The organism is Winogradskyella sp. J14-2 (genome assembly GCF_001971725.1).
GTDB lineage: Bacteria > Bacteroidota > Bacteroidia > Flavobacteriales > Flavobacteriaceae > Winogradskyella.
This window is the reverse complement of sequence record NZ_CP019388.1, coordinates 144,689-169,931: the sequence shown is the minus strand read 5'-3', so window position 1 is coordinate 169,931 and position 25,243 is coordinate 144,689. Positions and strand designations below refer to the sequence as shown.

Annotated in this window: 21 protein-coding genes; 8 read left to right on the top strand and 13 right to left on the bottom strand. The window is 36.3% G+C overall.

Features of this window, described 5'->3' with window-relative positions; translation table 11 throughout:
• Position 1: 1 nt before the first annotated feature.
• From BWZ20_RS00885 to mnmE, 8 genes are all read right to left on the bottom strand, one after another.
• Positions 2-1,315, bottom strand: coding sequence for a TolC family protein (locus BWZ20_RS00885; RefSeq protein WP_076621217.1), 1,314 nt, complete (start codon positions 1,313-1,315; stop codon positions 2-4).
• Positions 1,316-1,629: 314 nt separating this feature from the next.
• Complete coding sequence (locus BWZ20_RS15360; RefSeq protein ID WP_198034964.1) at positions 1,630-1,773, bottom strand: hypothetical protein; 144 nt, start codon at positions 1,771-1,773, stop codon at positions 1,630-1,632.
• 143 nt (positions 1,774-1,916) lie between these two features.
• Entirely contained in the window at positions 1,917-2,213 is a 297-nt protein-coding gene (trxA, locus tag BWZ20_RS00880) for a thioredoxin (protein ID WP_076615019.1), read from the bottom strand.
• Between the two features lie 8 nt (positions 2,214-2,221).
• Positions 2,222-3,226: a DUF3365 domain-containing protein gene (locus BWZ20_RS00875; protein WP_076615017.1), complete on the bottom strand. Its 1,005-nt coding sequence runs from the start codon at positions 3,224-3,226 to the stop codon at positions 2,222-2,224.
• A gap of 10 nt (positions 3,227-3,236) precedes the next feature.
• On the bottom strand, positions 3,237-3,575 hold the full coding sequence (locus BWZ20_RS00870; protein ID WP_076621216.1) for a rhodanese-like domain-containing protein: 339 nt from the start codon (positions 3,573-3,575) through the stop codon (positions 3,237-3,239).
• A 258-nt stretch (positions 3,576-3,833) separates the two neighbouring features.
• Positions 3,834-5,249 (bottom strand): MBL fold metallo-hydrolase, encoded by a 1,416-nt coding sequence (locus tag BWZ20_RS00865; protein WP_076615014.1) that lies wholly within the window; start codon positions 5,247-5,249, stop codon positions 3,834-3,836.
• Between the two features lie 71 nt (positions 5,250-5,320).
• Positions 5,321-6,121, bottom strand: a complete 801-nt coding sequence (locus BWZ20_RS00860) for a sulfite exporter TauE/SafE family protein (RefSeq protein WP_076615011.1) — start codon at positions 6,119-6,121, stop codon at positions 5,321-5,323.
• Between the two features lie 90 nt (positions 6,122-6,211).
• Positions 6,212-7,597 (bottom strand): tRNA uridine-5-carboxymethylaminomethyl(34) synthesis GTPase MnmE, encoded by a 1,386-nt coding sequence (gene mnmE, locus BWZ20_RS00855; RefSeq protein ID WP_410529704.1) that lies wholly within the window; start codon positions 7,595-7,597, stop codon positions 6,212-6,214.
• 149 nt (positions 7,598-7,746) lie between these two features.
• On the opposite strand from mnmE, the gene BWZ20_RS00850 reads away from it, so the two are divergent.
• A complete protein-coding gene (locus tag BWZ20_RS00850) occupies positions 7,747-8,904 on the top strand; it encodes a TlpA disulfide reductase family protein (RefSeq protein WP_076615006.1) in 1,158 nt (385 codons plus the stop codon).
• Between the two features lie 45 nt (positions 8,905-8,949).
• On the opposite strand, the gene BWZ20_RS00845 is transcribed toward BWZ20_RS00850, so the two are convergent.
• Positions 8,950-9,603, bottom strand: coding sequence for a rhomboid family intramembrane serine protease (locus tag BWZ20_RS00845; RefSeq protein WP_076615005.1), 654 nt, complete (start codon positions 9,601-9,603; stop codon positions 8,950-8,952).
• Positions 9,604-9,660: 57 nt separating this feature from the next.
• Here BWZ20_RS00845 and BWZ20_RS00840 point away from each other — a divergent pair, with 57 nt between their 5' ends.
• The gene (locus tag BWZ20_RS00840) at positions 9,661-10,554 is read left to right on the top strand and encodes a lysophospholipid acyltransferase family protein (RefSeq protein WP_076615002.1); all 894 of its coding nucleotides are present in this window, start codon (positions 9,661-9,663) and stop codon (positions 10,552-10,554) included.
• An 8-nt stretch (positions 10,555-10,562) separates the two neighbouring features.
• On the opposite strand, the gene BWZ20_RS00835 is transcribed toward BWZ20_RS00840, so the two are convergent.
• Both BWZ20_RS00835 and glmM read right to left on the bottom strand, forming a co-directional pair.
• Entirely contained in the window at positions 10,563-12,068 is a 1,506-nt protein-coding gene (locus BWZ20_RS00835) for an aminotransferase class V-fold PLP-dependent enzyme (RefSeq protein WP_076615000.1), read from the bottom strand.
• Positions 12,069-12,080: 12 nt separating this feature from the next.
• Positions 12,081-13,469 (bottom strand): phosphoglucosamine mutase, encoded by a 1,389-nt coding sequence (gene glmM / locus BWZ20_RS00830; RefSeq protein WP_076614998.1) that lies wholly within the window; start codon positions 13,467-13,469, stop codon positions 12,081-12,083.
• A 71-nt stretch (positions 13,470-13,540) separates the two neighbouring features.
• Here glmM and BWZ20_RS00825 point away from each other — a divergent pair, with 71 nt between their 5' ends.
• From BWZ20_RS00825 to BWZ20_RS00810, 4 genes are all read left to right on the top strand, one after another.
• Positions 13,541-14,143 (top strand): ACP phosphodiesterase, encoded by a 603-nt coding sequence (locus BWZ20_RS00825; RefSeq protein ID WP_076614995.1) that lies wholly within the window; start codon positions 13,541-13,543, stop codon positions 14,141-14,143.
• Positions 14,140-15,843, top strand: coding sequence for a gamma-glutamyltransferase (gene ggt, locus BWZ20_RS00820; protein WP_076614993.1), 1,704 nt, complete (start codon positions 14,140-14,142; stop codon positions 15,841-15,843). Before BWZ20_RS00825 ends, ggt begins: the two co-directional genes overlap by 4 nt.
• Positions 15,844-15,927: 84 nt before the next feature.
• Entirely contained in the window at positions 15,928-19,197 is a 3,270-nt protein-coding gene (locus tag BWZ20_RS00815; RefSeq protein ID WP_076614990.1) for a S41 family peptidase, read from the top strand.
• 86 nt (positions 19,198-19,283) lie between these two features.
• Positions 19,284-20,015: a hypothetical protein gene (locus tag BWZ20_RS00810; protein ID WP_076614988.1), complete on the top strand. Its 732-nt coding sequence runs from the start codon at positions 19,284-19,286 to the stop codon at positions 20,013-20,015.
• 100 nt (positions 20,016-20,115) lie between these two features.
• Here BWZ20_RS00810 and BWZ20_RS00805 read toward each other — a convergent pair whose 3' ends face one another.
• Complete coding sequence (locus BWZ20_RS00805; RefSeq protein WP_076614985.1) at positions 20,116-20,640, bottom strand: hypothetical protein; 525 nt, start codon at positions 20,638-20,640, stop codon at positions 20,116-20,118.
• Between the two features lie 365 nt (positions 20,641-21,005).
• Here BWZ20_RS00805 and BWZ20_RS00800 point away from each other — a divergent pair, with 365 nt between their 5' ends.
• Positions 21,006-21,992 carry an endonuclease/exonuclease/phosphatase family protein gene (locus tag BWZ20_RS00800; protein WP_076614982.1) on the top strand — a complete coding sequence of 329 codons (987 nt, stop codon included), beginning with the start codon at positions 21,006-21,008 and terminating at the stop codon, positions 21,990-21,992.
• Positions 21,993-22,010: 18 nt separating this feature from the next.
• On the opposite strand, the gene BWZ20_RS15235 is transcribed toward BWZ20_RS00800, so the two are convergent.
• Positions 22,011-22,157, bottom strand: coding sequence for a hypothetical protein (locus BWZ20_RS15235; protein ID WP_157358290.1), 147 nt, complete (start codon positions 22,155-22,157; stop codon positions 22,011-22,013).
• A 1,918-nt stretch (positions 22,158-24,075) separates the two neighbouring features.
• On the opposite strand from BWZ20_RS15235, the gene BWZ20_RS00795 reads away from it, so the two are divergent.
• Positions 24,076-24,876: a hypothetical protein gene (locus BWZ20_RS00795; protein WP_076614980.1), complete on the top strand. Its 801-nt coding sequence runs from the start codon at positions 24,076-24,078 to the stop codon at positions 24,874-24,876.
• The last annotated feature ends 367 nt before the right edge of the window (positions 24,877-25,243 follow it).

The window sequence follows — 25,243 nt, the reverse complement described above, 5'->3', positions numbered from 1 at the left end:
TTTAGTTTACGGTTAAAAATTTTAAATAGGCTTTAGTACTATTATATTCAAAAATGGTTTGATAATATTCGAGTTCTTTTTGTGCAAATTGTGTTTCTGCCATAAGCAAATCTGTTGTTTTTTCTAAGCCTTCTTTAAATCGATTAGTTCTAATTCTTAAAGCCTCTTTAGATTGTTCCATTGCTAATTTTGACAATTGTAATTTGCTTTCCATATCTTGAATAAGGCGTTTGGTTTTATTGAGTTCTAATTGACTTTTAGAAACATATTGCTCATACTCTAATTTTGACTTTTCTAGAGTTGCCTTAGATTTTTTTGCTTTACCAAATCGCTTAGTACCTTGAAGAATGTTCCATTTTAATTCGGCACCAATTAAATAACCATCAGCACCAAACTGAAATAAACTATCGTCATACAATTGGTAGCTACCAAAGGCATTTAAGGTTGGTAGAAATGTCATTTTATCGGACTTGTACATAGTCTCTCTGGCATTGGCAGCTAATTGCATTGCTTTTATGTCTGCACGTTCTTCACTAAGCTTTTCATCAGTTTCTAAAACGGTAGTTTCCAACTGAAGAGAATCCTGAGGTTTTAAAACCACATCTGAAACATCGTTCATTAAAAATGATAAATAGTTTGAAGCATTTTTCACATTACTCCTTGCCGTTTGCAATTGGTTTTTTACCTCTGTAACTCTTACTTTAACCAAGAGCACATCAGATTGTTGTAAATAGCCTTGATCGTAACTATTTTGTGCCAGTTGTAAATTTGCCTCAGTTGCCTCCAACGCTTTTTCTAAAACAGTAACCGCTTTATATGCTAATTGCAATTGCATATAGGCGTTTTCGACTTCAAAATTCACATAATCCTTAACTCTGTCTGTTTGCAAAGCCATAGCTTCCATTTTATACTTTGCAGCTTTACGTTGGTAAAACCCATCCATATTGATTAATGGTTGCTGAAACTCAAAAACCGTAGCATAGTTTTCAATCTGACTTGGATCATTTAATGCATCTGGATTAAAATCTGCTTGAGTTACAATCTCTTGATTTAGCTTAGATCCAAAAGCCATTAATGGGTTCGTTGTAGTCATTGCAGTGTGAGACACACTAATATTTGGTAAAAACACAGCATTGGTTTGTCTGTAATCTGCTTTGGCCTCATTAAAAGCTTCAACCGAAATCTTTATTTGCTGATTAAATTCAGAAACCTTACTTAATACTTCATCTTTTGAAATAGATCTCATGTCTTGAGCATAAATACCAGATATGAAACCTATTAAAGTGAATGTGATAAGATATTTTAGTTTATACATGTCGTATTTAATTTGATTCAAAATTAAGCTGCGTTCAACTTTTACTTAGTAACAAAGGTTACTAAAGCAAGAAGCACCTTTAAAAAAAGATGCTTCTTAACACTAACCAAAAAAACCTAATTAACTGCACTAGTTAATCCTTAATGCGTCATTCTATCTATCTTTAAAATAATCGTTGTTTATACCCTGATTTTTAATAGTTAAAAAAAAAGAGGCTCGATCAATGAATCGAGCCTCTTTTTTTTAGCCCAAAATTCAAGAAGAATTTTAAAAAATTACACTGTTAAAAAAACCATGTATGATAGTTGGTTGATTTAGTTTGCTTCGTTGTTGTCTTTCTTTTTTCCGCTTGTCATAAAATTAATAAGTACGCCTACTAAAATTACGCAGACTAAAGCAAACACTGCAATCATTATTACTCCATTGCTATGGTCATATACTAGTAAAGAGTTGTTCATTTTTTAGCCGATTTATCATTTACAAATGCTAAGTTAGCTGTAATCATTTGTAATAAAAATGACATTTGTCAGTAAATGAAAAAGTACCTAAAAATAATTCTTTAAGATGTGCTTTAGTTGTTTTTAAAGTATATCTCAATTACCTAATCATTGTTGGCAATAAGATTAATTAAATCATCTTTTTGAAGCACTCCAGACTGTCTCCAAATTTGTTTACCCTGTTTAAACAATAGTAATGTTGGTACACCTCTTACCTGATATTTTGCAGCTAAAGCTTGATTTTTATCAACATCAATTTTTATGATGGCTACTCTATCGCCTAGATTGTCTTTTACTTCTTTTAAAATCGGAGACATCATTTTACAAGGACCGCACCACTCTGCAAAAAAATCGACAAGGACTAATTTGTCTTTATTGATTAATTCTGAAAACTTGCTCATAACTAATTTTAATTCTTTTTAAAAGAGACATTCCAAATACCTCTTACCTGATTTTCGGAATAGCGTATAGCTTTATCTTTGGGATATAATGAAGATAATGATTTTAAAACATCGGGTTTTATATCAGATTTTGGCTTGCCATGACATTGAAGACACATTGTATTTGTTACAATCGGATAATACACATGGACATTGTCTTCAGATTCTTTTACTATTGGACTAACTTCTTTTTCGCCAGCAACCAAAGTTTTAAAAGTATTGATGTACTCTAACTCTTCTGAATTGGCTTTGTTTTTTGGGTTTCTAGGTTTGTCGCTTACCCGTTTTATGCTTGCATTATGAACTACTGCCATGCTATCGGTTAATGGATAGGCTTTAACATTACAAAACTCTAAGGCTTCTAATGTTCCTTTTTTTTGAATTGTACCCATAAGGTTTTTACCCAACACAGCTTTTGTGGTTAAAGCATACTTTAGACCTCTTTCACCATAAGGTAAATCTTGGTAGTTGGTTTGTGCTTGTTGCTGATGTTTTCCTTTACCTTGTCCCATACCTTTACCATTTCCGTTATGTTTTCCTTTTTCTTCATTAAAATGATCTTCAAACCATTCTGGCTGATCGATCTCAAAATCATACATATAATCTGCAATTTTCTCAATGGTTTCTTCTGGAAAAACTTGTTTTGGCATAACTCCAAAGCGTCTTACAGCACCACGCATTCTTGCATCAGCTTCGTTAGGATTTTTTATCCAAGCTTGCATGTCTGCAATAAATTGCTCTTTGGTAGTTGCATCATCAATATAATGTCTTTTTATGGCTACCATGGGTGGCCCAATTCTATCGTCGTGGCTAGCTGTTGGACTATGGCAAACGTAACAATTGGTTTCCATCAATTTTTTACCTGGATGACTATTAGCCAACTTAGACTTTTCAAATGCCGATAATTCTTTTTTATCAGAGTTATTACAACTTAAAATAAAAACAGATGCCAAAAGTACTATAGTATATTTCATAAGTGACTCATTAATAATTGATTATTCCTCCTTTTAAATCATAAATTTCAGTAAATCCCATAGCTTCCAGCTTTTTAGATGTTTGTCTACTTCTACTTCCACTTCGGCAGTAAACATAGACTGCTTTATCCTTATTCAATTTATTAAACTCAACATTAAACTTACCGGAGAAAAAATCTATGTTTTTTGCACCTTTTATATGTCCACCTTTAAACTCAGCTGGTGTTCTAACATCTATCAATTGCACATTTTTGTTTTCAACCTGCACTTTAAATTCTTTTGGTGATAATAGCTTTATAACATCGCTTTGTGATGTTTTAGAACCAAATAATGAAGCGAAAAATGACATAAGAAGAATTTTTAGAATTGAATTATAAAACATGATAAAAATAGTCGTTAAACTTTTGGCAAAGCGTAACCTATGTTACACAAAAAAAGCAGTCTCAAAACCGAAAACACCGTCATTCTGAAATCGAAGATTCGACGTAGTCAATTTATTTCAGAATCTTATTGACCTGATTTTAATTATTTTAAGAATCTGAAACCAATTAAGATTGACAAAAAATATAGGTTTTGAGACAACCTCTAATAATTTTGACTTTGGAATTTATTTTAGAGTTGAAGGGCAGACATAATCCGTTCTTGGGATGTCTGTTTTTTTAATGGCGCCATAACCGCCTGCTATATCCACCAAATTATGAATTCCTCTACTTTTTAATATTGAAGCGGCAATTACTGAACGATACCCACCAGCACAATGCACATAGAAGGTTTTATCTTCTGGGAATTCGCTTAGGTAATTATTTAAATAATCTAGTTGAGTATTTTTAGCTCCATCTACATGCTCAGCAATATACTCACCTTCTCTTCTAACGTCGAAAACAACATCTTTTTTATCTTCAAAATCTTTTGCAAATTCTTCTGCAGAAATTGAAGTTATAGTGTCGATTTCCATATTAGCATCTTTCCAAGCTTCGAAACCTCCATCTAAGTAGCCTACAACATTATCAAATCCAACTCTAGATAATCTGGTAATCACCTCTTCTTCTCTGCCCTTTGGTGCCACTAATAATATGGGCTGGGTAACATCTACGATTAATGCTCCTACCCATGGTGCAAAATTACCATCGATACCAATGAAAACAGAACCTGGAATATGTCCTTTAATAAACTCTGATTGATGGCGAACATCTAATACCACAGCTTCAGTTTCGATTGCAGCAGCTTCAAAAGCTTTTGGTGATAACGGATTTTGAGCCTTATCCATAACTTTATCAAAACTCTCGTAACCTTTAATATTCATTAGTACATTTTGAGGAAAGTATCCTGGCGGCTCAGTTAAACCATCTAAAAGTTCTTCTATAAACTCTTCTCTGGTCATGTCTGCTCTAAGTGCGTAATTAGTTTTCTTCTGGTTACCAAGAGTATCTGTTGTTTCTTTACTCATGTTTTTACCACAAGCAGAACCTGCACCGTGATTGGGATACACAATTAAATCATCACTCAATGGCATTATTTTGTTACGCAAGGAATCGTATAAATGAGAGGCTAATTTTTCTTGTGTAAGTTTTGCATCAACTTTTTGTGCTAAGTCTGGTCTGCCCACGTCACCTATAAATAAAGTATCTCCTGTAATAATACCATGCTCTTTGCCGTTTTCATCTATGAGTAAGTAAGTCGTACTTTCCATAGTGTGACCTGGTGTGTGGATAACCTTCACCTTGTAATTACCTACCTCAAAAATCTGATTGTCTTCTGCAACTATAGCTTCATAATTAGGCTTTGCTGTTGGACCAAATACAATTTTAGCACCTGTTTTTTCTTTAAGATCTAAGTGACCTGAAACAAAATCTGCATGAAAATGCGTCTCAAAAATGTATTTGATTTTTGCATCAGCCATTTTGGCTCTATTAATGTACGGCTGAACTTCTCGTAATGGATCAAAAATTGCAGCTTCACCATTACTTTCAATGTAATATGCTGCATGAGCTAAGCATCCTGTATAAATCTGTTCTATTTTCATAATTATTTTGGTTAATGTGAATAAATTTCACTTAAATTACGGACATTAAAAAAATTGAGTTGTAACAAAAGTTACAATGTTAATTCCTTGTAAATGATGTAAATACCCATAATTAACACAAACCAACCAAAACCTTTTTTAAGCTTTTTGCCTTCAATGTAATTGGAGAGGTAAACTCCTAAAAATATGCCAACTACAGAGATGGATGTAAATATTAAAAGAAATGACCAATCTATGTCTAAATTTTCAACATCACCTATAAAACCTATTAAGGATTTTATAGCAATAATGAGTAATGACGTGGCTACGGCTTTTTTCATCGGTAGTTTGGCCAACAACACTAATGCTGGTATAATTAAAAATCCACCTCCAGCACCTACGATTCCTGTTATAACACCAACGATTACACCTTCAGCAACAACTAATGGATAGTTGAAATTTACTTCGGTATCAGAAACTGCTTTAACCTTTTTATTCTTTATCATGGATACAGAGGCAACAAGCATAACAAAGGCAAAAAATATCATTATACCTATATGCTTTGTTACTAAAAAATCACCAACACTAAATAGTTCTTCTGGCATTGCTGGCACCAAATACTTTCTGGTAATATATACTGCAATAAAAGCTGGTACTGAAAAAACAATGGCTGTTCTAAAATCCACTAAGCCTTTTTGAATATTTCTAATAGCACCTACTAAAGACGAAACACCTACTACAAAGAGAGAATAAGCTGTTGCCGTAACTGGATTTACATAAAACAAATAAACTAAGATTGGAACAGTTAGAATGGAGCCTCCTCCGCCAATGAGCCCAAGAACAATACCTATAAACAAAGCTCCGATATAACCTAAAATCTGAGTCAAATCCATATTAAGATTGTAATTTTGATATCAAAGCTAGTTTTTATACTTAGTTAAGTAAGCAACTAATGTTACAATTATATTTTTAAAAACAAGGTATTACTTCCCGATACAAAAGTTAGCAAAGATATTACCCAATAAATCATCGGTTGTAATCTCACCTGTAATTTCACCAAAATGATATAAAGCTTGTCTAATGTCTATAGCTAACAAATCACCTGATAAACCAGTTTCTAAACCATGTTGCACTTTTTGAATTTCTTCAACAGCTTTTAAAAGCGCATCATAATGGCGTGTATTTGTAACTATGGTTTCATTATTGCGTAAAGCACCTGTATTGATTAATTTTAATAACGAGTTGGTTAACTGTTCTACACCAAAACCCGTTTTAGCTGAAAGTAAAAGTACATCGGCAATGGTGGTGTTTATTTTAGCTAACTGTATATCATTTAACCTATCAATTTTATTAGCAATAACCAACAAAGGTTTTTGAGGGTATTTATTTCTAATCTTCTCTATTTCTATTCTTACCTCTTCTAGTGTATCTATGGTTTTACTAGCATCAAACAGATAAATTGTTACTTGAGATTGTTCTATTTTTTCAAAGGTCTTTTTAATACCGATACTTTCAACAATATCCTCTGTTTCTCGTATACCAGCCGTATCAATGAATCGAAAACCTATACCTCCTATAGATATTTCATCTTCAATAGTATCTCTGGTAGTACCTGCGATTTCTGAAACAATTGCACGTTCTTCATTTAAAAGTGCATTTAACAATGTAGATTTGCCAACATTTGGTTCGCCTACAATCGCCACAGGAATACCATTTTTTATGACGTTACCAACCGCAAAAGAATCTATTAATCGTTTTAATACAAAAATAATGCGGTTAATAAGGTCCTTAAATTGTGTCCTGTCTGCAAATTCTACATCCTCTTCGGCAAAGTCTAATTCTAATTCTATTAACGACGCAAAGTTTAAAAGTTCTTCTCGCAGTTTTGCAATTTCAGAAGAAAAACCACCACGCATCTGCTGCATAGCAATTTGATGCGATGCTGCATTATCACTGCTTATTAAATCTGCTACAGCTTCTGCCTGACTTAAATCTAATTTTCCATTTAAAAAGGCGCGTAATGTAAACTCGCCAGCATTGGCCATTCTACAACCTTTTCTAAGAAATAATTGTATAATTTCTTGTTGAATATAGGGAGAGCCATGGCAAGAGACCTCTATAACATCTTCACCTGTATACGAGTTTGGATTTTTAAATACTGAAACTAAAACTTCGTCAAGAGTTTTATCACCATCAATAATATGACCTAAATGAATCGTATGCGTAGCTTGTGCTTTTAGATTTTTATTTTTAATAGATTTAAAAGCAGATGCTGCAATATTTATGGCTTCACTACCAGATAGCCGTATAACAGCTATAGCTCCGCTTCCTGAGGGTGTTGCCAAGGCCACAATTGTATCGTTATGCATAATGGATCTTTACTTAATACAAAAATATTGTAAAATGTGGGATTGTTAAAAGGTTAACGGTTGTATTTAAGATTATATTCACATCTAAAGCTTAGATTAGTTAGCCTATGTTGTTATATTTGCTACCTCATAATAAGAAAATCATATACATGAAAAAAATACTTGTTTTATTAATTTTAACGGTGGCGTTTGTAAGTTGCAACCAACAAAAAAACGCAGAATTCGTTATTAACGGAAATGCAAAAGGCGTTGCAAATGGTGTACGAGTGCAGCTTGCCGAGATAGATGCTAAAGGTCAGCAAATCATTAAAGACTCTGCTGTAGTGAAAGATGAAAAATTTATAATAAAGGGCGCTGTAGATGAGCCTAGTATTTATTTTTTATCGGCTGACAGCAGTCCTGGCAACGTTGTTTTTATGTTAGAAAATAGCGATATAGCTATAAATTTTAATAAAGACATTCCTATGGAATCTGAAGTTACTGGGTCTGAGTCTAACAAAAGTTACGAGAATTTTCAGAATGGTATGATGGCATTTAAAGAAGAAGGTGAAGCTATTATGGCTAAATTTAGAGAACTTGGCCAACAACCAGCTCCAGAAACAAGAGATTCTATTGGTAGGGCAATGGAAGCCTTGAGAGATAGACAAAGAGCCTACCCTTTGCAATTTGTGCAAGAAAATAACAATAGCTTTTTTAGTTTAAACCTTATTCAACTAGAATCTAGTAGAGCTGGCTTTGATATTTTAAAATATAAAGAGGCATTTGAGCGTTTCCCGGAAGAGTTAAAAGCATCAAAAAGAGGACAGTTAGTAAAGCAAAAATTAGATGAACTCTATAAGGAATATGAAAAAACAGCTTACCTAGAAATTGGTAAAATAGCACCTAACTTTGAGTCTCAAACACCTAGTGGTGAGCGTGTAAGCCTTAATGACCTAAAAGGAAAAGTCACCATTATTGATTTTTGGGCAGCATGGTGTGGTCCATGTAGAAGAGAAAACCCAAACGTTGTTAAAATCTATGAGCAATACCACGACAAAGGTTTAGAAATTATTGGTGTATCTCTAGATGGTGCTCCAAACCAAAAGGATCCTAAAAAAGCATGGTTAGATGCTATTGAAAAGGATGGGTTAAAGTGGAACCATGTATCTAGCTTAATGTACTTTAATGATCCCGTTGCAAAGCAGTATAATATAACATCTATACCTGCTACTTATATACTAGATGAAGAAGGTAAGATTGTAGCAAAAAATTTAAGAGGTTTTGCTCTGGAGCGTAAGTTGAGACAATTGTTTGATAACAATAACTAAAAAACCAACATAGTATAAAAGGCCTGCTAACTAAAGCGGGCTTTTTTATTGGAGTTTTCCCACTTTATATAGGATAAAAAGAATGATAATAGGGATAGTCAATAAACCTATATGACCTAGGTCTGTTTTAAACAAACTGGGCATTAAAATTAAAGTTATTGCATAACCTCCTACCGCACCACCAAAGTGAGCATCATGGCCAATATTTCCTACCCTATTTTTCATACCGTAGATAGAATATAACAAATAGCCTATACCAAATAAATATCCAGGTATGGGAATTGGTATAAAAAACATGTACAAGCTCATACTAGGATCTAGTAATATTGCCGAATATAACACTCCAGTAACAGCGCCACTGGCACCAACAGCATTATACCAGAATTCTTCTTTATGAAAATACAAGGATAATAGATTACCAAAAAGAAGACTTGCAAAATAGAGGATTAAAAAATTATAAGTTCCTAAAGAGTCTACAACATAACTTGCAAAAAAATAAAGGGTAATCATATTAAACAGCAAATGCGTCGTATCTACGTGCAAAAAGCCAGAACTAAACATTCTTATTTGCTCGCCACGTCTTATACTACCTACATTAAACTTGTATTTTTCAAAAAATAAACGGTCATTAAAACCCTTTAATGATAGCAAAACATTAGCCGCGATAATTACAATGGTAACAGGATCTAAATTGTGCATAAAAATATCTATTGATTCAAATATAATATATTTGCGCTTTAGAACGAACTCGCTTTTATGCAACTTATAGCCTACATTATTATTTATCCCTTTTTATGGTTGATATCTATTTTACCATTTAGATTACTATATGGTCTCTCTGATGTATTATATATTTTTCTTTATAAAATTTTCGGCTATAGAAAGTCTACTGTAAAAGAAAATCTTCGCCTTGTATTTCCTGATAAATCCGAAAAGGAGATAGCAATGATTACTAGTCAATTTTACCATCATTTATGCGATATGATTGTAGAGTCTATTAAGTCCATGACAATATCAGAATCTGAAATGAAAAAACGCTACAAGTTTAGTAATGTAGAATTGATAAATGATTTAGGAAGCAAACAAAGAAGTATTGTGCTTATGTGTGCTCATTATGGCAGTTGGGAGTGGGTTTTTATACTTCAAACATACATACAACATAAAGGATATGCCGTATATAAACGCCTAAGAAACAAATACTTCGACAAACTTATAAAGCGTATTAGAGCCAAATACAACTCACACTTAATTACAACCAAAGACACATTTACAGTTTTAGCCGAATCAAAGAAAAAAGGCGAACTTACCATTAACGGATTTGCTTCAGATCAATCCCCAAAAGCAAATAAAGCCTTTCACTGGAGTGAATTTATGGGTATAAAAGTACCGATGCATACAGGCGCAGAAATGCTTGCTAAAAGGCTTGATATGGCCGTAGTATTCTTTAGCGTAAAACGATTAAAACGCGGTTTTTACGAAACGACGTTCACCACAATTACAGAAAACCCTAAAGATTATAAAGACTACGAAATCACAGATATCTTCTTTAAACTCGTTGAACAACAAATTAATGAAGCTCCGCAATATTATTTATGGACGCACAAACGCTGGAAACATCGCAATAAAGTCCCAGAAACATTTAAGGATTAAAAAATTGTTCAATCTAAATTAAACCAACCTTCTACATTAGTAGCATTACATGGCTTGTCGATTAAAGACTTATGAATAAATTCATTATTACAACGAGAGTATTCATAATCTTTAGCCCATTCTTGGTGATTTTTGGCTAAGTCAACAATACTATTACAAACATATGCAATCTCTTCATTAGTAGTAGTTGGGTGAATAGACATACGAATCCAGCCTGGTTTACGTACCAGATCTCCAATAGAAATCTCGTCGGTAAGTTCTTTAGAGGTTTGCTGGTCTACGTGCAATAAAAAATGTCCATACGTACCAGCACAACTGCATCCTCCACGAGTTTGTATACCAAATCTATCGTTCAGTAATTTTACACCAAGGTTGTAATGCAAATCATCGATATAAAACGAAATAACTCCCAAGCGGTCTTTATGCTGTCCTGCTAGTATGTTTATGTTTGAAATCGGTTGAAGCTTATCAAAAATAATATCTATAAGCTCATGCTCGCGCTCAAGGATATTACTAACTCCCATTTGTTCTTTCAGCTTAATAGATAAGGCTGTTTTTATAGTTTGAAGAAATCCTGGTGTACCACCATCTTCTCTGTCTTCAATATTATCGATGTATTTATGTTCTCCCCAAGGATTTGTCCAACTCACAGTACCTCCTCCCGGACAATCTGGTACCATATTATGGTATAATTTCTTATTAAAAACCAACACACCAGAAGTTCCTGGTCCTCCTAAAAATTTATGTGGTGAGAAAAATATAGCATCAAGCTGTTCGTCTTCATCCTCTGGATGCATATTGATGTCTACATAAGGTGCAGAACATGCAAAATCAACAAAACATACACCTCCGTGCTGATGCATAAGCTTAGCTGCTTTGTGATATGGTGTTTGTATGCCTGTAACATTAGACCCACCAACAATAGAACAAATTTTTAATGTTCTGTCTTTGTACTGTTCTAGCAATGCTTCAAGATTTTTCAAACAGAATAAACCGTTATCGTCTGGTGGCACTACTTCTACCTTGGCAATCGTTTCTAACCATGAGGTTTGATTAGAATGGTGTTCCATATGTGAGATAAAAACAACAGGTCGCATTTCATCTGGCACAGTTGTATAATCTCTTAGGTTTTCAGGGATTTTTAGTCCCAAAATACGTTGAAATTTATTAACCACACCTGTCATTCCATTACCAGTAACAATCAACACATCGTCTTCGTTGGCATTAACATGGTCTTTTATAATATGCTTAGCTTTGTGGTACGCTTTTGTCATGGCAGTGCCTGATACCGTAGTTTCAGTATGCGTATTAGCCACAAAAGGCCCAAACTCATTGAGTAACTTTTCTTCAATTGGTCTATACAAACGTCCTGAAGCTGTCCAATCTGTATAAATTATTTTTTGTTCACCAAAAGGAGACATAAATGTCTGATCTTGACCAACAATGTGTTTTCTAAATTGCTCAAAATAAGCTTCAAGCGTTGATGTGTTATGCGTCGTTGCTTCAGAAATCATAACCTAAAGATACTAAATATTAGCGATAGCTTTTATTTCAGCAATAAAACGATCTGCTAAATCATCTGCAGCCTCTTGTGACTGCGCTTCAGTATAAATACGAATTATTGGTTCGGTATTACTCTTTCTGAGGTGTACCCAACTATCGGCAAAATCAATCTTCACACCATCTATGGTTGTTAATGTTTCATGACTGTAATTGGTTTCCATAGTCTTCAAAATGGCATCAACATCTAATTGTGGTGTCAATTGAATTTTCTTCTTACTCATATAGTAATTCGGATACGTGGCGCGCAATGCACTTACAGACATTTTCTTTTCTGCTAAAAGGCTTAAAAATAAAGCCACACCTACTAGAGCATCTCTACCGTAATGCAATTCTGGGTAAATAATACCACCATTACCTTCACCACCAATCACTACGTTGTTTTTTTTCATTAATTCTACCACATTTACCTCACCAACTGCACTGGCTTCATAGGTTCCACCATGCTTTTCGGTAACATCACGTAAGGCACGTGTAGAACTCATATTACTTACGGTGTTTCCAGAATTTTTACTCAATACGTAGTCTGCACAAGCGACTAAAGTATACTCTTCACCAAACATTTCGCCTTTTTCATCCATAAACGCCAAACGATCTACATCTGGATCGACCACGATACCAAAATCGGCATGCTCCTTAACTACAGCTTTTGCTAAATCACCTAAATGCTCCTTTAAAGGTTCTGGATTATGCGGAAATTGACCAGTTGGCTCACAATATAACTTTACAGGCTCAACACCTAAACGCTCTAATAATAATGGAATCGCAATACCACCAGTAGAATGTACACCATCAACTACAACCTTAAAATTTGCAGCTTCAATTGCCTTTTTATTTACTAATGGAAGGTTTAAAACCTCATCGATATGTAAATCGATGTAAGCATCATTTTTGGTAATCTTACCAAGATCATCAACCTCAGCAAAAGTCATATCATTAGAAGCAGCAATATCTAGAATCTTCTTGCCCTCTACTCCATTTAAAAATTCACCTTTATGATTCAATAATTTCAAGGCATTCCATTGTTTTGGGTTATGGCTTGCGGTTAAAATAATACCGCCATCTGCATGTTCCATTGGTACAGCCACCTCAACAGTTGGTGTAGTTGATAAGCCTAAATCTATAACATGAATTCCCATACCAACTAAGGTATGCATTACTAAACTCTGAATCATTTCGCCAGAAATACGTGCATCTCTACCAACCACAACTCTGTAGTTGTCTTTATTGCGTTGTTGCTTTAACCAAGTACCATAAGCTGCTGCAAATTTTACAGCATCAATTGGCGTTAAATTGTCCTCAACAGCACCTCCAATAGTTCCACGAATTCCTGAAATTGATTTAATTAAAGTCATAGAGTTTTGATTTTGAGCAAATATAATATCTTAATCCTATTTTGTTATTACGAATTTGTAAATTCGGACCTATGAATTTTCTAGCCCACATTTATCTATCAGGAGACGACGAACTTTTAACCATCGGAAATTTTGTTGCCGACGGCATTAGAGGTAATAAATACAAATTGTATCCAGAAAAGATTCAGGCTGGGATTTTATTGCACAGAGCTATTGATACCTTTACAGATGCACATCCAATCTTTAGGCAAAGCACCAAGCGATTACACAAAAATTATGGGCATTACAGTGGAGTTATCGTCGATATTTTCTACGATCACTTCTTAGCAAAAAACTGGAAGCACTACTCCAACATACCACTAGCAAAATACATAGACCATTTTTATCAAAGTCTTAATGACAATTTTGAAATTTTACCAGATCGCTTTAAACATTTAGCACCATTAATGATAGAAGGCAATTGGCTTTTGAGTTATGCTAAAATTGAAGGGATTCAACAAGTTCTAAACGGTATGAACAGACGCACAAAAGGCAAATCTAAAATGAATGAAGCTACTAAGGAGCTAAAAGAATACTACTCAGAATTTGAACATGAGTTTACCCTGTTTTTTGAAGAACTAAGAGCCTACAGCAACTCAAAACTAATTGAACTAAAAAAGCAATTCGAGCCATGAAAAACCGCTTTACCTTATTATTAATTCTATTTAACTTAATTGCTTGTAAAGATGCAGCAAGACAACAAAAAACAGAGGTTAATACGCGTGGTACTATTGCAGAAAAGGCAATGGTTGTTAGTGCCAGAAAAGAGGCTTCTGAGATTGGTGTACAAATTCTAAAACTTGGTGGCAATGCTTTTGATGCTATGATGGCAACCGAAATGGCTTTGGCTGTTACTTACCCTTATGCTGGTAACCTTGGAGGTGGTGGTTTTTTGGTCTTTAGATTAGCAGATGGTACAAAAGGTGCACTAGATTACAGAGAAAAAGCTCCACTGGCTTCAACAAAGGATATGTATCTCGATGACAATGGTAATGTGATTAAAAACCTAAGCACTGTTGGCAGCATGGCCATTGGTGTACCAGGAACAATTGCTGGTATTTTTGAAGCCCAACAAAAATACGGTAAGCTCGATGTAAAAACTGTATTAAAACCAGTCATAGAACTAGCAAACAATGGCTTCGTTGTTACCCAAAAACAAGCAAAGCGATTCGCTGCTTACGATAGCATTTTCACTCAAGTAAACAAAAAACAAATACTATTCAACAAATCTATTAAAGCCGGAGATACAATAAGAAATAAAGCTTTAGCGCAAACACTTCAGCGCATTTCTGATCATGGAAGAAATGAATTTTACTTAGGAAAAACTTCAGAAATACTCGTATCATTTCTTCAATCTGAAGGCAGTATCATTACGCTTGAAGATTTAAAGAAATATGAAGCCAAATGGCGAAATCCTGTAACTTTTGAGTATGATGATTTAACCATGACGTCCATGTCGCCGCCATCATCTGGTGGTATTTGCTTAGGGCAAATCATGAAAATGATTGAACCCTTCGATTTAAACGATTATGGTCACAACGCTTTAAAAACCATTCAAGTTATCGTGGAAGCCGAAAAGCGTGCCTATGCAGATCGAAGTTACTATTTAGGAGATCCAGATTTTGTAGACATCCCAACAGAAACTTTATTGAGTGATGTCTATCTTCAAGATAGAATGAATAATTTCTCATTTGAAAAACCGACTCCATCTGACTCTTTATCGCATGGTAATATTGTCGGTTATGAAAGTGATGAAACCACGCACTACTCTATCGTAGATCAATTTGGTAATGCCATTGCTGTAACCACAACACTAAATGGTGCCTATGGTTCTAAATTGTATGCCGAAGAATTAGGGTTTTTTCTTAATAACGAAATGGACGACTTTAGCAGTAAGCCTGGCGAACCAAACTACTTTGGCCTTATTGGTGCAGAAGCTAACAGCATTGCACCAGAAAAACGAATGTTGAGTTCCATGACTCCAACTATTGTAGAAAAGGAAGGAGAACTTTACATGACGGTGGGCACACCTGGCGGATCTACAATTATTACCTCTGTATTACAAACCATTCTGAATGTGCACGAATTTGGATTTACAATGCAAAATGCAGTTGATGCTCCACGTTTTCATCATCAATGGTTACCTGATGAAATACGAATGGAACCAAATGGGTTTGACAACAAACGCATTAAAGAATTAGAAGCCTTGGGCTATAACGTTAACTTAAAGCGCTCCCCTGTTATCGGTAAAGTGGACGGTATTTTAGTTTTGGATGATGGCACATTAGAAGGTGGTGCAGATCATAGAGGCGACGATACTGCAGTTGGTTTTTAACATTGTTTTAAAATTTTCAATTTAAGGATGTCGTATCTTTAGCTACATCAAGCAACTAATAACCACCATTAAAACTAACCAGATATGAAAAATCACATTGCAGTTGTAGCGCTATGCGCTTCTATTTTCTCGTTTTCTCAAGGCACACAATTATTAAGACAACCAACACTTCATGGAGATGATGTGGTCTTTGTATATGCTAACGATCTTTGGAAATCATCCTTAAACGGTGGTACAGCAATACGATTAACCAGTGATGAAGGCTATGAATCCAACCCTCATTTTTCTAACGATGGAAAACTAATTGCCTTTACAGCGCAATACGACGGCAATGTCGATGTATTTGTGATGCCTGCTGAAGGTGGAGAACCAAAACGCCTTACCTATCATCCTGGTGGTGATTTTGTGCAAGGATGGACACCAGACGGCAAAGTGTTATTTCGTTCAGGGAGAGAAGCGCAACCAACCATGACCAATAAATTTTTCACAGTTTCTACAGATGGTGGTATGCCAGAAGCGTTAGATATTCCGAGAGCAGCTTATGGAGAAATGTCACCAGATGGCAACCATCTCGCCTATACTCCTATTACAGGTTGGGATGCCGAGTGGAGAAACTATCGTGGCGGACAAGCAATGCCTATTTGGGTTGTAGATTTAAAAACAAAAGACCTAGTAAGAACATCGCAACCAACAAAGGAGCGTCATTTAGATCCTGTTTGGTTAAACGGACTGGTGTATTTTATGTCCGAACGTGATTACACAATGAACATCTGGTCTTTTAATCCTTCAACTAAAGAAGAAAAACAAGTCACGTTTCATAAAAAGTTTGATGTAAAAAGTTTAGACGCGAGTAACGATAAATTAATTTACGAACAAGGTGGTTATCTTCATGTTTACAATCCTTCAACAAACAAAACAAAGCAATTAAATATTGATGTTAAAGCAGATCTCAATTTCTACAGAACAAAATGGGATAATGTTTCTGCCAGACAATTAATAAATCCTAATGTTTCGCCAACGGGAAAGCGTGCTATTTTTGAACATCGTGGTGAAATCTTTACCGTACCAAAAGAAAACGGTACGTGGAAAAATATTACCAACTCACCAGGTGTTGCTGATCGTAATCCTATATGGTCACCAAATGGTGATAAAATTGCGTGGTTTTCTGATAAAAGTGGCGAATACCAATTAATGTTAGCAGATCAAAATGGTGACAATACTGAAGCGATTTCGTTGCCAAATCCAACATTCTACTTTCAACCAGATTGGTCACCAGATGGTAAGCACATCGCCTATACAGACACACATTATAACGTTTGGATTATAAATCTTGAAACTAAAAAGACGAAAAAGATTGATACAGATCGATATGCACACCCTAACCGTTCTATGAATCCTGTTTGGTCACCAGATAGCAAGTGGATAGCATATGCAAAACAACAAGACAACCATTTTAAAGCCATTTTTGTTTACAACATAGACTCTAAAAAAGTGATTCAGATTACAGATCCTATAGCGGATGCCATCACACCAGTATGGGACAAGTCCGGAAAGTACCTTTACACGCTAGCAAGTACCAATTACGGATTGCAAAGTGGTTGGTTAGACATGAGTAATTACGATCCTTCAGCCAATCTTACCAGAAGTTTATACGCCATTGTTTTAAGTAAAGATGACAAGGCACCTAACCTTCCTAAAAGTGATATGGAGGAAGCAAAGAAGGAAAATGATGATAAGAAAGAGGATAAAAAGGATGATAAAAAAGAGGATAAAAAATCATCTGATGGTGTTACGGTAACAATTGATGAAGATGGCATTTTCGATAGAGCTGTAGCATTAAGCTTACCTGATAGAAACTATATAGCATTGCTTAAAGGGCCTGAAAACAAGGTTTTTATTGCTGAGGCTATTCCAAATGCTAGAGGACTAAAAGTACATGAGTATGATGTTGAAAAAGAAAAAGCCTCGGACTTTGCTGATAGCGTGTCTCAAATGGTAGCCTCTAACGACAGAAAATCTATTTTGCTTTCTCAGAATGGTAATTGGGTATTAACAAGTACATCTGCACCACCAAAACCTGGAAAAGACAATTTAAAGATTGATATCAAAATAAAGTTAGATCCTAAAGCTGAAGCACATCAAATTTTTAAAGAAGGCTGGCGCTATATGAGAGACTTCCTATATGTAGATAATGTGCATGGTGCGCCATGGGACGATGTTTACGAATGGTACGCACCATGGATAGACCATGTACGACATAGAACAGATTTAAACTACGTTGTGGATATAATGAGTGGTGAAGTTGCTGTTGGACATTCTTATGTTTCTGGTGGTGATTTCCCTGACGTAGACCGTGTAGCAGTTGGATTGTTGGGTTGTGATTTTGAAAAAACAAATGGCAACTTCAAGATTTCTAAAATATATACAGGTGAACGTTGGAATCCTAATATTGATGCGCCTTTGGCTAAACCAGGCATTGCTATTAAAGAAGGGGATTACATATTAGCAATTAATGGAAAAACACTAGACAGCAAAACAAATCCTTACGCCTTACTAGAGCAAACTGCAGGTCGAGAAATTACTATAATGGTAAATTCAGAACCAACATTGACCAATGCTCGTAGCGTACTTGTAAAACCTGTAAGTAATGAACGCGGCTTAAGAAGTATAGATTGGATTGAAGGCAACCGTCGTAAAGTGGATGAACTATCTAATGGTAAACTCGCTTACGTCTATGTACCAAACACTGGTGGCGGAGGTTTTACAGCGTTCAACAGATACTACTTCGCTCAGCAAGATAAAAAAGGGGTGGTTATAGACGAACGAAACAATGGTGGTGGTTCTGCTGCAGATTATATGATGGACATTATGTCTAGAGAAATATACGGTTACTTTAATAGTAAAGCTGGTGATAAACGCCCATGGACCACACCTATTGCAGGTATTTGGGGACCAAAAGTAATGCTAATTAACGAGCGCGCTGGTTCTGGTGGTGATTTATTACCATACATGTTTAAAATGAAAAACTTAGGACCATTAATTGGCACAAGAACTTGGGGAGGCCTTGTTGGTACTTGGGATACACCACCATTCATTGATGGTGGACGCATGGTGGCTCCTCGTGGAGGTTTCTATGATGTAAATGGCAAATGGGCTGTTGAAGGTGAAGGGGTGGCACCAGATATTGAAGTGATTCAACACCCTAAAGAAACGTCCAAAGGAAATGACCCACAATTAGAACGCGCAGTACAAGAAGCATTAAAACTTTTAAAAGGTAATGAGTTTCAACTACAACCAGAACCAAAAGCGCCTGTACGCTGGAAACGACCTAATGGTTACAAATCTGACAATTAATAGTACAACACATTACGGGTAATTCCGTTTTTTTCAAAACACACTACTTTGAAAAACCAATTACTCGCAGTGCTAAAAACCTTAAAATGCCAAAATCCTCAAAGACCAAACGTATCTTTAAAATTATAGGAGGACTCATAGTGTTCTTTACATTACCTACCCTACTTTTCTTTGGGTTTATGTACCTCAAATACAACGAAGATCTGCCTCAAGGACAACAAGGGACTAAAGCAGATCAATTAGCAACAACAATGCTCAATGCGTTAAATGAGGAAGCTTACCTTAATACGGATTATTTAGAATGGACTTTTAAGGGAGGGCACCATTATAAATGGTACAAAACAGATAATACCTGTGAAGTATCATGGGATGCCATTACGGTAATTCTAGATTTTAATGATTCAGATAACTCAAAAGTCTTTGCTGGCCAACAAGAGTACAACGGTGTAGAAAAACAAGATTACATCAATAAAGCTACAGACTATTTTAATAACGATTCCTTTTGGTTGGTGGCACCATACAAAGTCTTTGACAAAGGTACTGAACGTAGATTGGTAATATCCGAAGAAGGCAAACCATCCTTACTGGTTACCTATACCAAAGGTGGCTCGACTCCTGGTGATTCATATCTCTGGCATTTGGATGACAACGGACGGCCTAAAAGCTTTCAAATGTGGGTAGATATTCTGCCTATCGATGGTCTTGAAGCGTCTTGGGACCAATGGACTACAACAGAAAGTGGTGCCAAGTTACCAACAACACACAAGTTCTTGGTCTTTGACCTTGATATGGGAGACGTTAAAGGATTAAAGTTTTAATGAATTAATTAGTACTGTTAGATAGAAGTATCAAATTACAGAGACTGCCTACTAACTACTAACTACTCAATACTCAATACTCAATACTAACTACTAACCACTACTTAGACCGCTGCCCTACAAACTGTTGGCTTTTCAGTTTAAACAACACATTAAAGCTCGTTAAACTTCCGTAGCTTCTGGTAATGTATTGCTGCAAATCAATTTTCTCTTGTTCATCTAAGCTACTAGAATTGATTTTCTGTTCCATCACGCGTAAACGATCACGTACCATGGTAATCTTATGAAAAAAAGTATCTATTGGCAGTTCTTTGCCTTGTAGATTAGTGTCACCAGGTTCAAGAATGAGCTTTCCACCTTTCCATTTATCGGCAATAGAAACCACCTCAGAGACGTCAGACCATTTCTTCAAAATAGACTTTAGGCTTTTTTCAACCTCGTAAAAACTTACGGTATCTACATCATCTTCCGCAGCTTCAATAACTTCAAAGTCGTCATCGAGCTCCAAGGTTTCTAATCCTTTATCTATAAACGTCACCCAATAGTGTTTTGAGGTCACATTGGTTACGACTCCTTTGCCATGTTCTGCATGATTAATACGCGATCCTATTCCTAATAATTTCATAGTCAACTTTATTTTTTTCCGTTGTTTATTTTGATAAAACTCGTCAATTCGAGTGGATTTTACGATTGATAGAGCGTAAAATCTGTATCCAGAATAGAGTGTTTCACTTTAAAATGGTTCTCGATACAATTTTTAGTGGCTCAGAATTACGCGAACTGACATTTGATTATAGTTTTGAAATCAAATGTAACGGATTCATTATATGATTTTGCACAACAAGTATACTAAATCTCTGTTACATTTCCACCGTGTATCACTGAATCTTAAGTTACAATATCCATTTTGTTTTTAGTCCAAAATCCACTACTTTTAAACATCCGCTATAACCAACTAATTATTAGCCGTATCCCACAACAACAACTGATATGGACTACCACATTACATTCTGGAATTTAGAAAACCTCTTTGATATTGAACACACGCCTAGGCGCACCGAAAAACTGCAACGTGCCATTGGCAGTGATGTTAAAGGTTGGGGACCAACCCAACTGAATCAAAAGTTAGAACAACTCAATCGTATTATTATACAATTAAATGATGGCAACGGTCCTGATATTCTTGGAGTCTGTGAAGTTGAAAATGCCCACGTACTTCATATGTTGATTCAGAAAATGGGTATGTTGAATCGAAATTATGCCTTAGTGCATGCCGACTCGGATGATCGCCGTGGTATCGATGTGGCCTTTATCTATGATGCAGATCTCTTTAGCGTGGAAGAAGAAAACGGTGAGCCTAAAGTTTTTGACCATTTTGTGCTACGCCGAACAGCCACCAGAGATATTCTTCAGGTAAACTTTTTAACCCGTCATAGCCAAAGCCAACAGCGCTTGGTATTGATAGCCAACCACTGGCCTTCTCGTAGTGGAGGGCAGTACGAATCTGAAGGGTATCGACAGATTGCTGGTGAAACGCTGAGTTATTTCCATCAGCGTATAAGAGAAATTCATGGTGACGATACGCCTGTAATGGCTATGGGCGACTTTAACGACGAGCCTTTTAATGAATCGCTCACACGTTTTGCAATTGCCTTACGCAGTAGAGCACGTGTGGTGCGTGGTCGTATTCCTTATTTCTTAAACCTTATGTGGTCGTTGATGGACTATGGTACTGCCAGTTTTTATTTTGGAAATAAGCCTAACATGCTCGATCAATTTCTGGCCAATGAGAACATGCTAAAGAGTAATAGCAAAATTAAAGTAGTATCTAACTCGGTAGGTATAGAACGGTTTCCAGAAATGGTAAAGCCTGGTGCCTATGGTGTCCCTGTTAACTTTGGTGGTATGGGCAAAAAAATAAATAGTAATGGGTTTAGTGACCACTATCCTATTTCGGTAAAGCTCAGAGAATCGTAGTCTTGCTCTAGTTGTATACTAGATAAACATAAAGGCATCATCGTCCTTAACGGTCTTGTTGGCGTCTTTGGCTTTAGGTGATAATTCCACCTTTGGCTCTGGCAGGGTGCTGGTCCGTGTTCCTGTCTTTAGTAATCGTAATCTTAGTTTTTGTAGTGTGTTCATAGCAAGACTTTTTTCTGTTACTAAAGATACGTTGAAACGTACACTTTTGGATGTCTTAAACCATTATATATTAAACATTTAGCGTTTTGTTAACATTAGAGTATTTCACAATTACCGATGAGTTATTGTACGCATTTATTTTATGGCAAAAACTAAACTACTTCTCAATACATTCAAACGTTTGTAGTCGGAATACCTGTCTGCACGCAAACAGGGACGGATAGCGCAGTAACTAGCGTCACTTCGAGTGATTTGCGAAACTACCAAAACCAAAATATAGTTTTAATAATGATACCTTACAACGCAAACCGAAGTGTCATTGCGAGAAGCGTAGCGACTTGGCAATCTTCATATTAATAACCAAAACCACCCCTAGCGTCACTTCGAGTGATTTGCGAAACATGAGCAAATCGTATCGAGAAGCGCGTCATTAGCAAAACTACCAAAACCAAAATATAGTTTTAATAATGATACCTTACAACGCAAACCGAAGTGTCATTGCGAGAAGCGCAGCGACGTGGCAATCTGCTTATTAACACCCTAACCACCCCAAGCGTCACTTCGAGTGATTTGCGAAACATGAGCAAATCGTATCGAGAAGCAAGTGATTTACGAAACTACCAAAACCAAAATATAGTTTTAATGATAACACCCTAACCACCCCTAACGTCACTTCGAGTGATTTGTGAGGCGACGAGCAAATTGTATCGAGAAGCGAGTAAGGAACGAACATGGCAATCTGTTTTATTATTAAATCAATTACGCTTTTGTCATTCCGTGCTGTCCCACTGAGCGCAGTCGAAGTGTCATTGCGAGAAGCGTAGCGACGCGGCAATCTGCTCATTAATACCCTAAACACCCCTAACGTCACTTCGAGTGATTTGCGAAACATGAGCAAATCGTATCGAGAAGCAAGTGATTTACGAAACTACCAAAACCAAAATATAGTTTTAATGATAACACCTTAAACACCCCTAACGTCACTTCGAGTGATTTGCGAAACATGAGCAAATCGTATCGAGAAGCGAATGATAGGCGAAACTACCAAAATCAAAATATAGTTTTAATGATAACACCTTACAACGCAAACCGAAGTGTCATTGCGAGTGATTTGCGAATCATGAGTAAATCGTATCGAGAAGCAAGTCATTGGCGAAACTATCAAAATACATTTCAAATAATGAAACCTCACAACGCAAACCGAAGTGTCATAGCGAGAAGCGCAGCGACGCGGCAATCTGTTTTTTTATTAAATCAATTACGCTTTTGTCATTCCGTGCTGTCCCACTGAGCGCAGTCGAAGTGTCATTGCGAGAAGCGTAGCGACGCGGCAATCTGCTCATTAATACCCTAAACACCCCTAACGTCACTTCGAGTGATTTGCGAAGCATGAGCAAATTGTATCGAGAAGCGAGTGATTTGCGAAACTATCGAAATCAAAATACATTTTGATTGAAGATACCTAAGCGAAGCTTAAGCAAATTGTATCGAGAAGCGAGTCATAAGTCCTCGGAATGACGGTTACATTACATTCTTATAATACTAGTAATGTGATACTTAACCCTGTTTTTTGTAAGAATCATCATTTTTACGAAATTTTTAATTGGTTCTCGGGTATCGTTGAACATTTTCTAAAACAAACCTCGATATCAAGACCTTTATTACAAAATCATCGATGAAATACATTTTTTACCGATAATATGATATCTTTAATCGGTAACTGGTTAAAAAATAATTTTATATGTTTGAAGCACAGCAGTTTAGCCAACGTATATGTGCTAACTATAAAATCCGGATTTGTAGATTGCTGTATCTCCCCTAAATACCTTACAAAGTCCCAGAACGAGTCTGGGAAATTTAACCAGATGTACCTAGCGCATTATGCCATTGCTAGGTGATGTCCTAAATCAACAATATTATGGCACGTAATAATTCATTTATTAAATTAGAAGGAACCTTAGACGGTTTAACCTTCTACAACAAGGATGGTAATAACCTTGTAAAAACAAAGAACCAAGTAAGCCGTAATCGTATAATGAACGATCCTGCTTACAAACGTACACGCGAAAACATGCAAGAGTTCGGAGGTGCTGCACGCTGTAGTAAAGCACTTAGAGAAAGCTTCGCTTCCATCGTACGTCTAGTCGCCGATACGTACCTCAGCGCACGTATTACTGGTAAAGTTAGAAGTGTAGTACCTAACGGTGCTGGTTTACGTGGCGAGCGTAACATTAACCTTGTAGATAACCTAGAACCCTTTATAGGATTTCAGTTCAACCTATCAAAACCTTTTGACAGCCAGTTTAATGCTCCTTCAACAGGACCTGTAATTGATGCGTCTCGCGATAAGGTAAGTTGGAGCATTCCAGACTTTAATACCGATACCTATATTAAAAAACCAGAGGGGGCTACGCATTGCAAGCTTGCACTAGCAGCTGGCTATGTTAGCAATTATGAGTGGGATCCTGCGCTTAAGTCGTACGAGCCCGTTGAGGACACCCCAAATGGTGCTGGTGAAATTGTCTATAGCGATGCCATTGCCCTTGGTGCTATGGTCGGTACAGATACGGATTTAACTCTAAACCTTACCACATACGGCCCAATACCAGTAACAACAGCATTGTTTGCCGGTACTGCTATTGTGTTTTTTCAGATGGTCAATGGTGAGCTCTACGAGTTGGCGCAAGGCCATAGTATGAAGATTGCGACTGCAGGCTAATAGCTAAACGGCCATCGGCCAAAAGCTAATAACAAATATCCCGTATGGTGTTGCTGTACGGGATTTTTTTGTCTCCGTCATTGCGAGAAATGAAATGACGAAGCAAGCGCACCATGATACTGTCATTGCGAGCGAGGGACGAGCGTGGCAATCTGTTTATTATCTTCATCACCATTTACAAGACTACTTCGTACCTAGCAGTGACAACTAAAGTATAAAACAGCACTGTCATTGCGAGGAATGAAATGACGAAGCAAGCGCACCATGATACTGTCATTGCGAGCGAGGGACGAGCGTGGCAATCTGTTTATTATCATAATCACCATTTACAAGACTACTTCGTACCTAGCAGTGACAACTAAAGTAT

Coding starts and splice junctions, on each gene's coding strand:
- BWZ20_RS00885 (WP_076621217.1), bottom strand. CDS start 1,315: ATGTATAAACTAAAATATCTTATCACATTCACTTTAATAGGTTTCATA.
- BWZ20_RS15360 (WP_198034964.1), bottom strand. CDS start 1,773: ATGAACAACTCTTTACTAGTATATGACCATAGCAATGGAGTAATAATG.
- trxA (WP_076615019.1), bottom strand. CDS start 2,213: ATGAGCAAGTTTTCAGAATTAATCAATAAAGACAAATTAGTCCTTGTC.
- BWZ20_RS00875 (WP_076615017.1), bottom strand. CDS start 3,226: ATGAAATATACTATAGTACTTTTGGCATCTGTTTTTATTTTAAGTTGT.
- BWZ20_RS00870 (WP_076621216.1), bottom strand. CDS start 3,575: ATGTCATTTTTCGCTTCATTATTTGGTTCTAAAACATCACAAAGCGAT.
- BWZ20_RS00865 (WP_076615014.1), bottom strand. CDS start 5,249: ATGAAAATAGAACAGATTTATACAGGATGCTTAGCTCATGCAGCATAT.
- BWZ20_RS00860 (WP_076615011.1), bottom strand. CDS start 6,121: ATGGATTTGACTCAGATTTTAGGTTATATCGGAGCTTTGTTTATAGGT.
- mnmE (WP_410529704.1), bottom strand. CDS start 7,597: ATGCATAACGATACAATTGTGGCCTTGGCAACACCCTCAGGAAGCGGA.
- BWZ20_RS00850 (WP_076615006.1), top strand. CDS start 7,747: ATGAAAAAAATACTTGTTTTATTAATTTTAACGGTGGCGTTTGTAAGT.
- BWZ20_RS00845 (WP_076615005.1), bottom strand. CDS start 9,603: ATGCACAATTTAGATCCTGTTACCATTGTAATTATCGCGGCTAATGTT.
- BWZ20_RS00840 (WP_076615002.1), top strand. CDS start 9,661: ATGCAACTTATAGCCTACATTATTATTTATCCCTTTTTATGGTTGATA.
- BWZ20_RS00835 (WP_076615000.1), bottom strand. CDS start 12,068: ATGATTTCTGAAGCAACGACGCATAACACATCAACGCTTGAAGCTTAT.
- glmM (WP_076614998.1), bottom strand. CDS start 13,469: ATGACTTTAATTAAATCAATTTCAGGAATTCGTGGAACTATTGGAGGT.
- BWZ20_RS00825 (WP_076614995.1), top strand. CDS start 13,541: ATGAATTTTCTAGCCCACATTTATCTATCAGGAGACGACGAACTTTTA.
- ggt (WP_076614993.1), top strand. CDS start 14,140: ATGAAAAACCGCTTTACCTTATTATTAATTCTATTTAACTTAATTGCT.
- BWZ20_RS00815 (WP_076614990.1), top strand. CDS start 15,928: ATGAAAAATCACATTGCAGTTGTAGCGCTATGCGCTTCTATTTTCTCG.
- BWZ20_RS00810 (WP_076614988.1), top strand. CDS start 19,284: ATGCCAAAATCCTCAAAGACCAAACGTATCTTTAAAATTATAGGAGGA.
- BWZ20_RS00805 (WP_076614985.1), bottom strand. CDS start 20,640: ATGAAATTATTAGGAATAGGATCGCGTATTAATCATGCAGAACATGGC.
- BWZ20_RS00800 (WP_076614982.1), top strand. CDS start 21,006: ATGGACTACCACATTACATTCTGGAATTTAGAAAACCTCTTTGATATT.
- BWZ20_RS15235 (WP_157358290.1), bottom strand. CDS start 22,157: ATGAACACACTACAAAAACTAAGATTACGATTACTAAAGACAGGAACA.
- BWZ20_RS00795 (WP_076614980.1), top strand. CDS start 24,076: ATGGCACGTAATAATTCATTTATTAAATTAGAAGGAACCTTAGACGGT.